At 65.7% G+C, this 14,673-nt stretch carries 9 protein-coding genes; 5 read left to right on the top strand and 4 right to left on the bottom strand.

Features of this window, described 5'->3' with window-relative positions; all coding sequences use genetic code 11:
- Positions 1–78: 78 nt before the first annotated feature.
- A complete protein-coding gene (locus tag NFR41_RS02575) occupies positions 79–873 on the bottom strand; it encodes a ZIP family metal transporter (protein ID WP_251230602.1) in 795 nt (264 codons plus the stop codon).
- A gap of 213 nt (positions 874–1,086) precedes the next feature.
- A complete protein-coding gene (locus NFR41_RS02570) occupies positions 1,087–2,934 on the bottom strand; it encodes a flavocytochrome c (RefSeq protein ID WP_251230601.1) in 1,848 nt (615 codons plus the stop codon).
- Between the two features lie 630 nt (positions 2,935–3,564).
- On the opposite strand from NFR41_RS02570, the gene NFR41_RS02565 reads away from it, so the two are divergent.
- Positions 3,565–5,193 carry an FAD-dependent oxidoreductase gene (locus NFR41_RS02565; protein WP_251230600.1) on the top strand — a complete coding sequence of 543 codons (1,629 nt, stop codon included), beginning with the start codon at positions 3,565–3,567 and terminating at the stop codon, positions 5,191–5,193.
- Between the two features lie 141 nt (positions 5,194–5,334).
- Positions 5,335–6,741: a helix-turn-helix transcriptional regulator gene (locus tag NFR41_RS02560; protein WP_251230599.1), complete on the top strand. Its 1,407-nt coding sequence runs from the start codon at positions 5,335–5,337 to the stop codon at positions 6,739–6,741.
- Between the two features lie 4 nt (positions 6,742–6,745).
- On the opposite strand, the gene NFR41_RS02555 is transcribed toward NFR41_RS02560, so the two are convergent.
- Positions 6,746–7,579, bottom strand: a complete 834-nt coding sequence (locus NFR41_RS02555) for a nitrilase-related carbon-nitrogen hydrolase (RefSeq protein ID WP_160212648.1) — start codon at positions 7,577–7,579, stop codon at positions 6,746–6,748.
- A 289-nt stretch (positions 7,580–7,868) separates the two neighbouring features.
- Positions 7,869–9,812, bottom strand: a complete 1,944-nt coding sequence (gene htpG, locus NFR41_RS02550; RefSeq protein WP_251230598.1) for a molecular chaperone HtpG — start codon at positions 9,810–9,812, stop codon at positions 7,869–7,871.
- Positions 9,813–10,343: 531 nt separating this feature from the next.
- Between htpG and NFR41_RS02545 the strand changes: the two genes are divergently transcribed.
- The 3 genes from NFR41_RS02545 (at position 10,344) to NFR41_RS02535 (ending at position 14,617) form a co-directional block, all read left to right on the top strand.
- Entirely contained in the window at positions 10,344–11,636 is a 1,293-nt protein-coding gene (locus tag NFR41_RS02545) for an O-acetylhomoserine aminocarboxypropyltransferase/cysteine synthase family protein (protein WP_160212646.1), read from the top strand.
- A 29-nt stretch (positions 11,637–11,665) separates the two neighbouring features.
- The gene (gene metA, locus NFR41_RS02540) at positions 11,666–12,580 is read left to right on the top strand and encodes a homoserine O-acetyltransferase MetA (protein WP_251230597.1); all 915 of its coding nucleotides are present in this window, start codon (positions 11,666–11,668) and stop codon (positions 12,578–12,580) included.
- A gap of 414 nt (positions 12,581–12,994) precedes the next feature.
- Positions 12,995–14,617 (top strand): DEAD/DEAH box helicase, encoded by a 1,623-nt coding sequence (locus tag NFR41_RS02535; RefSeq protein WP_251230596.1) that lies wholly within the window; start codon positions 12,995–12,997, stop codon positions 14,615–14,617.
- The last annotated feature ends 56 nt before the right edge of the window (positions 14,618–14,673 follow it).

The following is a 14,673-nucleotide window of genomic DNA, read 5'->3' as shown; positions in this document are numbered from 1 at the left end:
CCCAACGGGCAAGCGGGCGCAAGCTGCACTCGATTGCAGTCGCAGCTACCGGCCACTCGCATCCGCCCTGCCCCTGCGCTAGCCCAGGGCTACGTCGAGCACCATCATGAGCACGAAGCCTGCGGCAACGCCTATGGTGCCGATATTGGTATGGCGCCCCTGCTGGGTCTGGGGAATGAGCTCCTCCACCACCACGTACACCATGGCGCCGGCCGCAAAGGCCAGCACGTAGGGCAGGATGGGGGTGGCCAGGCCCGTGATCGCCACCATGAGCATCGCGCCTGCCGGCTCCACCGCACCGCACAGGGTGCCCGCTGCGAAGGCGCGCGGCCGCGACAGACCGTTGCTCACCAGCGGCAGCGACACGATGGCGCCCTCCGGCACGTTCTGGATGGCGATGCCTACGGAAAGCGCCACCACCGACGCCAGCGATATCATGGGGTCGCCCGCCAGAAAGCCCGCCAGCACCACGCCCACGGCCATGCCCTCGGGCAGGTTGTGGATGGCCAGGGCGAACAGCATCATGGTGGACTTCTTCAGCGCCGAGGCCGGGCCTTCGGGTTCGGTTGCACCCGCGTGCAGGTGCGGCGTGAGGTGATCGACGGCCAGAAGCAGCAACATGCCGGCCAGAAAGCCCGCAGCCGCAGGCAGCCAGCCGGGCACGGGCAGGCCCTCGGAGGCCTCGAGCGCGGGAATGATGAGGCTCCACACGCTCGCCGCCATCATGACGCCCGCCGCGAACCCCGCAAGCGCCTTCGACAGGCGCTCGGACATTCCCCGGCGCAGCAAAAACACCAGCGCCGCGCCCAAGGTGTTGCCCGCAAAGGGCACCAGCAGCGCCACCACCACGCCGACGAGCACAGAACCTTCCACGGGAAACCTCCTTCAAGCGATTTGCCGCATGCTGCATAGCAGCTTCACTATGCCAGATTATGCGGCACCCCGAACCAGCACCCCCCAACCGTCATCGAATCGCTCCGAAACGCGAAAGGGCCCGAGCCTCGTCGCAAGGCTCGGGCCCTCGCTTCGCAGAATCCGGGCACAACCGGCCCGTTCGCTAAGCCGACCGCAACCCTCAGGCTGCCCTTAGGCCGCGTAGTCGCTGGCGTTCTTGCCGGCGATGCGGCCGAAGGTGTAGATGTCGGTCATCGAGCAGGAGCCCAGGCGGTTCGTGCCCATCTTGTGTCCCGCCACCTCGCCGGCGGCGTACAGGCCCGGGATGACCTCCTCGTCCACGGTAAGCACCTCGGCTTCGGGGGTGATGTGCAGGCCGCCCATGGTGTAGTGCACGGCAGGCTTGCAGGCCATCAGGTAGAAGGGGCCTTCCTCGATGGTGTTCATCTCGGTACCGCTGTAGCTGAAATCGGGGTCGCTTCCCTCGGCGCAGTAGCCGTTCCACTGCTCCACGGTGGCCCGCAGCTCGGCGGGATCGACGCCCTGGGCCTTCGCCACTTCCTCGATGGTGTCGCCCTTCACGATCACGCCGCGGGCCTCGCTGTTCTCGTACTCGTCGGCGTGGGTCTCCAGCAGGCCGGTGTTGTCGGCGGCCTTCTGATCGAACAGCAGGTAGGCCACGCCGTCGGCTTGGCTCTTGATGGCGTTGGAGATGACGTCGCGGCGTCCCAGCTCCTCAACGAAGCGGTCGCCCTCCTCGTTCACCAGGATGCCGTAGTTTTCCAGGCGCACGTCGCCCACGTACAGCAGCGCGCCGGTTTCGGGGTCGCACACCGGGTAGGTCTGGATGTACTCCATGTCGATGAGGTCTGCGCCGATGTTCTGGGCCATGACCAGGCCGTCGCCTTGGGCGGCCACGGAGTCGGTGGACAGGATGCCCTCGTCCATCTCGGGGTTGTACTGCACGCGCATCTCCACGTTGGAGCCGAAGCCGCCGGTGGTCAGCACCACGGCCTTGCAGTCGATCTGGCCTTCTTCGCCGGTCACGGTGTTCTGGTACTTCACGCCCGTCACGGCACCGTCGGAGTTGGTCAGAAGCTCCGTTGCCTTGGTATCGCCCACCAGGACCAGGTTGTCGATGCCTTCCGCACGGTTCGTGAGCTTCGTGGTCATTTCGGAGCCGGAGTGAGTGATGGGGATGATGGAGCGCTTGGTCTTATGGCCGCCGAACTGCATGAGGTCGTGCTTCCAGGAGATGCCGCCCTCGTAGGTCAGCCAGTTCGCGGAATCAAGCGCGCCGTTGGCGATGATGGCCACCAGCTCCGGATCGCCCTTGTTGTCGCCGCCCACCAGCATGTCCTCCACCAGCTTGTCCGGGGTATCCTCGACGCCCTGGGTCACCTGGATCCAGTTGCCGGGCACTGCCATCTCGCCGCCGGAGAGCGCCGTGTCGCCGCCGAAGACGCCCATCTTGTCCATGAGCACCACGCTCTTGCCCTCGTTGGCCGCCGTGATTGCCGCCGCGAACCCGGCGCCGCCAGCGCCTACCACCACCACGTCGGCGGTGGTGGGGATCACCACGTCGGACTCCCACACCTGGTAGGCGCGATCCTTCCATTCGTCGGAGTCTTCGCCCAGGGTGTCGAGCGCGCTCGAAACGGCGTTCATGAACGCCATGGACGACAGCGTGGCACCGCTGACCGTGTCGACGTTGAGCGTCTGCCCGTCGATGATGGCCTTGGTCATCTTCTCCATAGCCACGTCGCCCAAGCCCGGCGTCTCCAGCGAATCCAGCACCGTGATGCGGTCGATGGCGCCGTCGGTCACGGACACTTCTACGTCGAAGTTGCCGTGCTTGCCCATGCCCGTGCCTATGGCCGTTGCCGTACCGGCAGCACCTTCCGTCCTCGTCGAGCTCTGCTGACCGCTTGACTGCGACTCCCCGTGGGTTTGCGGAGCGCACCCGGCCAGCGCCATGGTTCCGCCCAACGCCGCCATCGCTCCGCCAGCCAGGAACTGCCTACGAGATAAGCCCTTCATGACGACCCTCCTTAGGTCACCGGTACCGTGCAGACAGGCTTCGCATGGGACAGGACCGGTACGCGCGCCCGCGCGGGACACCAGCCGGCCGTACCGACAAGCGGTCGGTCGAAGGTGTCGCGCCTTCTTCTGCCTTTCGATGACTCCATGCTAGAACGCTGAGCGCCAAGGCCGCTCATCCGCAAGCCGCTTCCACCCAACCGTTGCCAGCACGCAAGCATACGGGAACCTTTCCTTCGATCCGTTCCAGCGCCAACACCGGTTCGTTGCTCAAGCGCCGACGCATCAGGCGAACGGCGGCCAAGCCGATTCCTCACCACGTCCCAATCTTTGGAGCCAAGCGGCGCCGAAGAACGTTTCACCAGCTCATCGCTAAGGATTACGAGAAGGATTACAAGAATAATCCCAATCTTTCCCATCGTCCGATGCGCTGGGAGCAGCGGCGGGCCATAGTGGGTGCCACCGAGACGCCGAAGCGAAGGCGACCGCTGCTACGAAGCACCGAAGCGAACGCCGGAAGCCCGAAAGGCACCAAGCAAGCGTCCGGAAGCCATGAAGGGGATGCCGAAGAGGGCATCTGGGAGTCGGGAAGCGTCCGTAGGCGCCCCCGGAAAAGAGAGGGAGACAACCATGAGCAACGCAAACTTCAGCCGTCGCGACCTGTTCAAGCTGGGCGGCATCGCTGCCGCATCCGTGGCCGCCACCAGCGCCCTGGCCGGATGCGGCCAGCCTGCCGTGCGCAGCGAGGAGACGCAGGCCAGCGCCGCTACCGCCGTGAGCGGCCCGTCGTTTCTGGTAGCCCCCGAGCCCATCACCGAATTCGCCGAGACCCACGATTACGAGGTGGTAGTGGTAGGCGCGGGCGAATCGGGCGTGTCGGCGGTGCACAGCGCCCTTGCCGCCGGGGCCCGCGTGGCCTGCGTGCAGAACGCCGCTGCCGCCCAGTCCACCGGCAACATGGCCGCCTGCATCGACCTGGACAAGACCAGCGAGGCTGCCATCCAGGCATGCATCAGCTTCATCAACTGGAAAAGCGACTATCGCTCCGACCGCGACCTGGTGGAGATCTGGGCCCGCAACTCCCAGGAGGCCATCGCCTGGTGGGCCGAGACCGCGGCCAAGGGCGGCGTGGAGGCCAAGTACCACGATGCGGTGCTGCCCTACAACGGCTACGACATCTACCTGCACGCCAACACCTACTTCCACACCGAAGGGCACAACGCCTCGGTGGTGGCCATCGCCGAGCAGCTGGAGGCCGACGGCGCCGACTTCTTCTACCTGATGCCCTGCGTGCAGCTGCAGACGGCCGAGGACGGCTCCGTCACCGGCGTCATCTGCAAGAGCGGTGACGAGTACCACCTGTTCACCGCGTCGAAGGGCGTCATCCTGGCCACGGGCGACTACTCCAGCAACGCCGAGATGCTGGACTACTACGCCCCCGACTGCAAGGGCTTCCGCCTGGCCACCGACTTCCGCGACGGCACCGGCATGGTGGCCGGCATGAACGCAGGCGCCATCATGACCCCTCACACCCACACCAAGATGATCCATGGCGAGCCGGCCCCCACCCGTCTTGAGATGCCCTTCCTGTTCATCACCCAGCAGGGCGAGCGCTTCATGGACGAGACCTGCTGCCGTCAGGGCTACCTGAACAACTTCGCGCGCAAGAACCTGGCCGAGGGCGGATTCTCCGATCCCAGCATGGCCAAGTTCTTCATGCTGGCGCCGGCCAACTGGCAGGACTTCTACGAGGACTGGAAGGCCGAATCCCCCTACGACATCTCCATGTTCAACGGCCCCACCCCGGTAAACCCCGAGCGCTGGATCCAGGCCGACACCCTGGAGGATTTGGCCGAGGCCATCAACGCCTACGGCCAGGAGTCGAAGTGGGCCGGGGTGAGCGTTGACGCCGCCACGCTGCAGGCCACGGTTGAGCGCTACAACGAGCTGTGCGCCAAGGGAGCCGACGACGACTTCGGCAAGGCTGCGAAGTACCTGGTGCCCATCGAGGGCGGTCCCTACTACGCCATCCCCCGCGGTGCCAACATGCTGCCCGCCATCCTGGGCGGCCTGGTGGTGGACAAGAACCACCAGTGCCTCAACGCCGAGTTCCAGCCTATCAAGGGCCTGTACGCGGTAGGCAACGCCTCCGGCCAGTTCTTCGGCGGCGTGGACTACCCCATGGACATCGAGGGCCTGTCCATCGGCCGCGCCATCACCGGCGGCTACTACGCCGGCAAGCTGGTGGCCAGCCTCTAGGCTCCGCTGCGAACGACCCCGCACGGCCGAGGGTTCGTCCCTCCCGACCCTCGGCGCCTTTACGAAAGCCCTGTCCGGCCAAGCTGCCGAACGGGGCTTTCGCCTGCTATACTGCACCTTATGGGGAAACTACCGAACAGCATGCGTGCCGGCCGCGACGAGCGCATCGCGCGGCTGCACGGCGTGCTGCCCTTCCTGGCCATGGGCTGCGCCCGCTGCTGGGTGGCGCTCACCGTGGCCGCACCGGTGGCCGGGCCCTACGAATCGCCCGCCAGCATGATCGACTTCCACAACGTGTTCGACTACGCCTTCTGCCTCACGGCGCTGGTAGTGGCCCTGGCGGCACGGCGGTTCGTACCGCTCAACGGCACCGCGCGATTTCGCAACCTATCCTTCGCGGGGTTCGCGGGCAGCTCGCTGTGCTTCGTGACGGCCCACGTTTTCGGTCTGGGCTCGTCAACCCCTCTGGCCGTGACAGGCTCTGCCCTGGGCGGCTTCGGCTTCGCGCTGTTCCTGCTGCTGGCCGCCGAGGTCATCTCGGCGCTGCCCCTGCTGCGCATCTTTCTGTTCTCCACGCTCTCCCAACTAGCTGCTGCCGGGCTCACTTTCTTCCTGTCCGGCCTGGACGAGCCTCGGATGCTCGTCGCCGTACTGCTGCTTCCCGTAGCCGCCCGCATCGCCGTGGCGCGGGCCTACGCGGGCCTTCCCGACCAGGACAAGGTTGCGCGCCCCTGCACGAAGTTCACCTACCCCTGGAAGATTTTCGTGCTGATGGCGCTGTACTCCTTCGCCTACGGGCTGCGGCAAAGCCAGCTGGTTGCGGGTGCCGGGCAGCACACGGGCGCATCCACCGCCATCATGATGGGCGTCCTGTTCCTGAGCGCCTACTTCTTCTCGAACCGGTTCAACATAGGCACGCTGTACCGGTCGCCGCTTGTGCTTATCATCTGCGGCTTTCTGCTCATCCCCGCCGAGGGGGTCTTCGGCAACGTTGTCTCCAGCTATCTCATCGCCATGAGCTACTCCCTCACGAGCCTGCTGGTAGCGCTGCTGTTCTACGACATCTCGAAGCGGCTGGGGGTTACCATCGTCGTGTTCTCGGGCATCAAGAACGCCGAGCAGATCTTCGTCGTCATGGGCAAAGGCGCCTCCAACGCCCTGGATTCGGTGGGACTCACCTCGGGGGCCCAGGACATAGTCATCGCGGTGCTGGTGGCGGTCATGATGCTGGTGGCCACGCTCATCCTGCTGTCCGAGCGCGAGCTGGCCAGCAAATGGGGCGTGCGCATCTTGGACGTGGGCGGCCTGGTGGAGAGGACACCCGAGGAGGAACGCCGCGACGAGATGGTGGAAGCCCTGGCAAGCCGCGCCCGCCTCACCCCGCGCGAAACCGAAATCGTGGCGCTGGTGGCCCAAGGCAGAAACGGCCCCGCCATCATGGCCGAGCTGTTCATAGCCGAGGGCACCCTGAAAGCCCACATGAGCCACATCTACGAGAAATGCGGCGTGGCCAACCGCCGCGAGCTGAAGGAGCTGCTGGAAGGCTAGGGGCCTACAGCAGCACGTCCTCGTAGAGCTCGGGACGACGGTCGCGCAGGTAGGGGCTGGTCACGCGGTTCTTCTCCACGTCGCCCAGGTCGATTTCGGCATACAGGATGGCCTCGCCGGGCTCCTGCAGCTCGTCGATGATGCCGCCGCGAGGATTACATACCAGCGTGTGCCCCGGCATGACCAGGCCCTGCTCCTCGCCGTAGCGATTCACCGCCGCCAGAAACACCGAGTTCTCCAGCGCACGGCACGGCGCGTTGATATGCCACACGTCCATGTCCTCGGCGCACCAGGCGCTCGGGCACACGATGAGGTCGGCCCCGCGAAGCGTGAGGGTGCGCGCCACCTCCGGAAATCCCATGTCGTAGCAGATCATGACCCCCACCTTGCCGAAGTCGGTCTGGAACACCAGCGAATCGTCGCCGCCGCGGAAGTAGAAGCGTTCGAGGGCCCACAGGTGCTGCTTGTCGTAGGTGGCGATGAGGTTGCCTTGGCGGTCGATGACCACGCTGCTGTTGAACGGCACGCCCGTAAGCCCGTGGAACAGCGCGATGCCCGCCACCACGTACACGCCCGCTTCCGCCGCCGCCTTGCGCAGCGCCGTGACCGACGGGCCGTCCTCCGGCTCGGTGAGCTCGTTGATGTGCGGGCCGATGACGTTGAGCTGGTAGCCGGTGTTGAACAGCTCGGGGAACACCACCAAATCGGCGCCCTTCGCCCCTGCCTCGGCGATAAGCTCGCAAGCATGGGCCACGTTGCGCTCGATGGGTTCCACCGACTCGCACAGCTCGCCGCCGAACTGCACCAGCGCCAATTTCACTTTACCGAGTTCGGCCATAGTAGTTCCCTTCTCCTTAAGGCAGGCCCGCCTTGGCGACGTCGCCCGGCCAGCATGCCCACTTCCCGAAGCATTATAGCGGAACGGCCGCCGTACCCGCAGGCGGCGCACGAGGATTGACGCAAGTAGACGGTTGTGCGCTGCACAACCGGCATGTCGTGCATGCCCCACACACAGCTCTGACCTGGTATTTTATTGCATAACACCAGGTCAGAAGCTTTAGCACAAGTTGACGGTTGTGCGGTGTTTCCCCCGGCCCGCGCCGTCTGCCGCGGCGGCCGGCGCACTGCTACATCAGCTGCGTCACCGCATTGGCGAAGGCCACCGGGTCGTCGATGGGCATGCCCTCGATGAGCAGCGCCTGGTTGTACAGCAGATCGGCGTACAGGCGCACCTTGTCGGCATCGCCCGCCTCCTGGGCGGCGGCCAGCTTGGCGAACACCGGATGCGCCGCGTTGAGCTCCAGCACCCGCTGGCTTCTCATGCCGGCCGCATCGGGCATCTGCGCCATGATGCGCTCCATCTCCAGCGACAGCGGCCCCTCGGCGGTGATGCAGGCGGGCGCCTCGTCGGGCTGGGTCAAACGCGCGCTCACGGTCACGCGCTCCACTTCCCCGCCCAAGTCGTCCTTCATGGCGGCGAACAGGCTCTCGTGAGCCTTGGCCGTCTCGGCCGCCGCAGCCTTCTCATCGTCGCTGGCCAGGGCCAAATCTCCCGATGCCACGTTCTTCAGCTCGCGGGCATCGTCGCCCTCGCCGTAGGTCATCATGGCCTGGAAGCAGAACTCGTCCACGTCCTTGGTGCACAGCAGCACGTCGTAGCCGCGGGACAGCACGCTTTGCACCACGGGCAGCTTCCGCAACCGCTCCACGCTGTCGCCGCAAGCATAGTAGATGACCTTCGGATCGGCGGGCGCCGCTTCCACGTACTCGGCGAAGGTCACCAGCTTCTCCTGCTTGGCCGAGTAGAACATGAGCAGATCGGCCAGCTCGCCTTTCAGCATGCCGTAGCTGTTGTAGATGCCGAACTCCAGCCCACGCCCGAAGTTGTCGAAGAAGCGCTCGTACTCCTCGCGGTCGTTTTCCAGCATCTTCTTCAGCTCGGCGGTCACCTTCTTCTCGATGCGACGGGCGATGGCGCGCAGCTGGCTGTTGTGCTGCAGCGTCTCGCGGGAGATGTTCAGCGTCAGGTCCTGGGAATCCACCACGCCGCGCACGAAGTTATAGTAGTCGGGCAGCAGTTCCTCGCACTTCTCCATGATCAGCACGTTCGAGCTGTACAGGGCCAGGCCTTTTTTGTAGTCCTTGCTGTACAGGTCGTAGGGGGCGCGGCTGGGGATGAACAGCAGCGCATCGTAGGACAGCGCGCCTTCCGCGTGCACGGTGAAGGTGCAGGCCGGGTCGGAGAAGTCGTGGAAGTCGGACTTGTAGAACTCGTTGTACTCCTCTTGCGACACGTCGGTTCCGCGGCGCTTCCAGATGGGGATCATGGAGTTGATGGTGTCAAACTCGGTGTAGGTCTCGTACTCCGGCTGCAGCTCCACGGCGTCGCCCTCGGCGGCTTCGGCGTCGTCGGCGGGACGGGCCACCTCGCGAGTCTTGGTGACTTCCATCATGACCGGGTAGCGCACGTAGTTGCTGTAGCGTTTGATGAGGTTGCGCAGGCCGTATTCCGTGGCGAACTCGTCGTAGCTCTCCTCATCGGTGTTGTCCTTCAGCGTGAGGATAACGTCGGTGCCGTGCTCGCTGCGCTCGGCGGCCGTGATGGTGTAGCCGTCGACACCGTTGCTCTCCCAGGCCCAAGTCTCGTCGTGCCCGTAGGCGCGGGAGACTACGCGCACCTTGCTCGCCACCATGAACGCGGAGTAGAAGCCTACGCCGAACTGGCCGATGATGTCCACATCGCCGCCCTGGGCCTCGGAGTTGTCCGACTTGAAGGCCAGCGAGTCGGAATGGGCGATGGTGCCCAGGTTCAGGTCCAGCTGCTCTTTGGTCATGCCGATGCCGTTGTCGGAGACGGTGACCGTGCGGCTGTCCTGGTCCGAGGACACCACGATGCGCAAATCGGCGCGGTTGAGCTGGATGTCCTTGTCGGTGAGGCTGGCGAAGTACAGCTTGTCCACCGCGTCCGACGCGTTGGAGATGAGCTCGCGCAGGAAGATCTCGCGGTTGGTGTAGATGGAGTTGATCATGAGGTCGAGCAACTTCTTGCTCTCGGTTTTGAACTTCTTCATGGGCGCTTCTGTCCTTTCGCTCGGTGACGCTTCGGCGAGACGCTGCCGCTCGGGCGCTCCTTGCGTGCCGCCCCGCAAGCTGCGACGGGCCACGTCGAGCCTCGCCGCAGGTCGCAGCGTCACGCCACCAATCGCCGCAGGCAACAGCGCAACCCTGGCGGTCCGCAGCACGTCATCAGCACGGCCTTACGCGCAGGAGCGTACGGAGTGCACAATGCAGAGCGCGCCGATTAGCAGTCTCGCCTTGAGAGTGCTAATCCGTGATTGTAGTAGTCTGCGGGTGGCTGTCAACCAAACGCCCCCATATGTTCACAAAAGGATGCCCGCGCCCAAGCATTCGGACAGCCGACTTCTGGCACAGGTGAGGCGCGACGTGCGGTGCGGCTGCAACGCGTCGGGATTCTCGCGGGCAGCGCTGCCTCCGCCGCCATTGCCGCTATAATAGGCGGACGTTTGCAGGAGCCAGCCTCCGGATTCGGCAGCCGCCGGCCTGCAAGCAGCATGACAAGGCGAAACAGAAAGGCATGCCCCATGGCCGAGCTTCAGTGCAGCACCATCGACACCACGTGCGTCCAAGGCGGATGGCGCCCCGGCGACGGAGACCCGCGCCAGGTGCCCATCTACCAGAACACCACCTGGAAGTACGATTCGTCCGAGCACATGGGCCGCCTGTTCGACCTAGAGGAGTCCGGCTACTTCTACACGCGGCTGCAGAATCCCACCAACGACGCCGTGGCCGCCAAGATCGCCGCGCTCGAAGGAGGCACCGCGGCCATGCTCACCAGCTCCGGCCAGGCGGCGAACTTCTTCGCGGTGTTCAACATCGCCGGCTGCGGAGACCACGTGGTGGCAAGCTCGGCCATCTACGGCGGCACCTTCAACCTGCTGGCCCACACCCTTCGCCGCATGGGCATCGCCGTCACCTTCGTCGACCCGCACTGCACCCGCGAGCAGTTGGACGCCGCCTTCCAGCCCAACACGAAATGCGTCTTCGGCGAGACCATCGCCAACCCGGCGCTAGCGGTGCTCGACATCCGGAAGTTCGCCGATGCTGCCCACGGCCACGGGGTTCCGCTCATCGTGGACAACACGTTCCCCACGCCGGTGCTGTGCCGCCCCATCGAGTTCGGCGCCGACATCGTCACCCACTCCACCACCAAGTACATGGACGGCCACGGCGCATCCGTGGGCGGCGCCATCGTGGATTCGGGCCGCTTCGACTGGGCAGCCCACGCCGACAAGTTCCCGGGGCTCACCACCCCCGACGCCACCTACCACGGCGTGAACTACGTGGAGCGCTTCGGCAAGGAAGGCGCCTACATCACCAAGGCGACGGCCCAGCTCATGCGCGATCTGGGTTCCATCCAATCACCGCAGAACGCCTTCCTTGTGAACCTGGGGCTTGAGAGCCTGCACCTGCGCATGGCTCGTCACGCGGAAAACGGCCTGGCCGTGGCGCAGTTTTTGTCCGAGCACCCGAAGGTTGCCTGGGTGCGGCACCCCTCGCTGCCCGGCGACGCGGAGTTCGCGCTGGCCCAGGAGTACCTGCCCGACGGCAGCTGCGGCGTGGTGAGCTTCGGCGTGGCCGGGGGTCGCGCGGCGGCCGAGGCGTTCATGGCGAAGCTGCAGCTGGCCCAGATCGCCACCCATGTGGCCGACGCGCGCACCTGCGTGCTGCATCCGGCGGCGTCCACCCACAGGCAGATGACCGACGACGAGCTGGCGGCCGCGGGCATCGGAGCCGACCTGGTGCGCCTGTCCTGCGGCATCGAGAACGCCCGGGACATCATCGCCGACCTGGACCAGGCCCTGGCCGCCATCTAGCCCCGCGCCGCCTGCCGTAAGGAGAACCCGTGCCCATCCGCATCCCCAACCAGCTGCCCGCCACCACCGAGCTTGAGGCCGAGAACATCTTCGTCATGACGGAGATGCGCGCCATCCACCAGGACATCCGTCCGCTGCGGCTGCTCATCTTGAACCTCATGCCCACCAAGATCACCACTGAGACGCAGCTCTTGCGGAAACTCTCGAACACGCCGCTGCAGGTAGAGGTTGAGTTCCTGCAAACCATCAGCCACGACGCGAAGAACGTGGCCGCCGAGCACCTCGAGACCTTCTACACCACCTTCGAAGAGGTGCGCAGCCGGCGCTTCGACGGGCTCATCATCACCGGCGCGCCCGTGGAGCTGCTCGACTTCGAGTCGGTGGACTACTGGAACGAGCTGGCCGAGATCATGGAGTGGTCGCGCACGAACGTCCACTCCACGCTGCACATCTGCTGGGGCGCGCAGGCCGGCATCTACTACCATTACGGCGTGAGCAAGCACGAGCTGCCGCAGAAGCTGTCGGGCGTGTTTCGGCACGAGGTGGTGAAGCGCACTTCCCCGCTGGTGCGCGGGTTCGACGACGCGTTCTGGGCGCCGCATTCCCGCTACACCGAGGTGCTGGCCTGCGACATCGAGGCCCACCCGGACCTGGAATTGATCGCCGTCTCGGAAGAGGCCGGGGTCTACATCGCGAAATCGCGCGACTCGAAGCACTTCTTCGTGTTCGGCCACCCCGAGTACGACCGCGCGACGCTGGCCGGCGAATACGAGCGCGACCTGGCCCGCGGCCTGAATCCGGCCGTGCCCGCCCACTACTTCCCCGACGACGACCCCACCCGCCAGCCCGTGGCCAACTGGCGCAGCCACGCCCAGCTGCTCTACACCAACTGGTTGAACTACTACGTCTACCAGACCACGCCCTACAATATCGACGAGATTTAGCGCAGGGCAGGCGCCGACTCCCGCCCGTCCCCGGAGCCACGGACGCCCCGGGCACACGAGCGCCCGGAATCGTGCATACCGAGCAGGTTGGTACGCTTTTTCGCGCGAACCTGCCCGCTATGCACGATTCCGAACCGCGCGGTTGGGGAAGGAACGCGGCCCCATGCGGTTAGAGGAAGGGGCACGGCCCCATGCGGCTGGGAAAGGGGCGCTGCTCTTGGCGATTGGGGGGCAGACGCACCGCCCTACGCAGTTGAACCGCCTAACATGCTTGTTCTGCGCGGTTCCGGCATCCCGACCCAATCGGTCACCGAAACGGGGCATAATAGCTTGTTCACGTTCATTCGCTTTTCGCGAAGGCGCCCGCTGTAACCGATCGCAACGCCGTCGCCCTAGCCCTACAGAAGGAAAACCATGACCACGTTCAACGAACTCGGACTGCCCGAAAGCGCTCTGGCAGCCGTCGACAAGCTGGGCTACCTGGAGCCCACCCCCGTGCAGGAGCAATCCATCCCGCTGGTGCTGGAAGGGCGCGACGTCATCGCCGCCGCCAGCACGGGCACCGGCAAGACCGCCGCCTTCCTGCTGCCCGTGCTGGGCAAGCTTCCCAAGGTCAAGCGCGGGAAGCGAGCGCCGCGTGTGCTGGTGGTGAGCCCCACCCGCGAGCTGGCCATGCAGATCTCGCGCACGGCCATGCAGGTATCGCGCAAGACCGGCCACTTCGTCACCACGGTCTACGGCGGCAGCTCCTACAGCCCCCAGATCCAAGAGCTGCGCCGCGGCACCGACGTGCTCATCGCCACCCCCGGGCGCCTGAAGGACCTCATGGCCCGCGGCGTGGTGGACCTGTCGGAGATTCAGGTGCTGGTGCTCGACGAAGCCGACCGCATGCTTGACATGGGCTTTCTGCCGGACGTCACCACCATTGTAGAAGCTACGCCGAAAGAGCGCCAAACCCTGCTGTTCTCGGCCACCATCGACGAGTCCATTCAGAAGAACCTGGGCACGCTGCTTTCTAACCCGGCCATGGTGGAGATCGCCCGCAACGGCGAGACCGCCGCGACCGTGGCCCAGTACGCGCTGCCCATCCCCAATCACAAGAAACAGGAGCTGCTGGAAGCGGTGCTGGCAGAAAAGGGCCACGAGCGCGTCATCGTGTTCGCTCGCACGAAGGGCCGCACGGAAGACTGCGCCGAGGCCCTGAAGAAGGCTGGCTACCAGGCGGAATCCATCCACTCCGACAAATCCCAGGCCCAGCGGCGGCGCGCCCTTGAGGCGTTCCGGCGCGGCAAGGCGGACATCCTGGTGGCCACCGACGTGCTAGCCCGCGGTATCGACGTGCCCGAAGTGGACTACGTGGTGAACTTCGACCTGCCCGACATGGCCGAGGACTACGTGCACCGCATCGGCCGCACCGGACGCGCCGGCGAGGAGGGCTTCGCCATCTCCTTCGTCACCCGCGAGTCGGCCAAGACGCTGAAGGCCATCGAGAAGCTCATCCAGAAGGAAGTGGACTTCACCGAGCTGGAGAACTACCCCACCGACATGGCCGACCTGGAGAAGAAGGGCGGCAAGGGCAAGGGGCGCGGCGCGAAGGGCGCGGCGGGCATGAGCGAACGGCCGGTACGCAAGGGCCCGAAGGGGTCGAAGGGCCTCAAGGGCGCGAAGGGCCAGGCACGTCGCGGCATGGAGGAGCGGGGCGAGCGCGGGTCCAGGCCGGGACAGGGCAACCGCGCCGAACGGCGGGCGAAAGCCTTCGGCGAGGGCAAAGGGCGTAAGGCTAAGGGCGGCTTCGGCGGGCGCGACGAGGCTCGGGGCGGTCGCGGAGGCAGCGGGCCGAAACGCGACGGCGGCCGCAACAAGCACGGCGCCGACGACGAGCGGTCCCGCAACGCGCGCAACGCCGAGCAGCGCCTGCGCAAAGCAGCCAAGAAGAAGGCCGCAGGCGCCGCCGAGCACGGAACCGAGGGGCCGGGCAAGGCGCACCAGCGCCACGGAGCCCACGGCGGCTACGACTACTCCAAGTTCGCGAAGTAGCTTGGGCCGACCGTAGAAAAAAGCTGCCTTTTCCGCTAGAATAAGCGCTTCGCCAG

The organism is Adlercreutzia aquisgranensis, from assembly GCF_943193145.1.
In the GTDB taxonomy this organism is placed as follows: Bacteria; Actinomycetota; Coriobacteriia; order Coriobacteriales; family Eggerthellaceae; genus Xiamenia; species Xiamenia aquisgranensis.
Note: the sequence above shows the minus strand (reverse complement) of the source record. Positions and strands in the feature narration are given on the sequence as shown.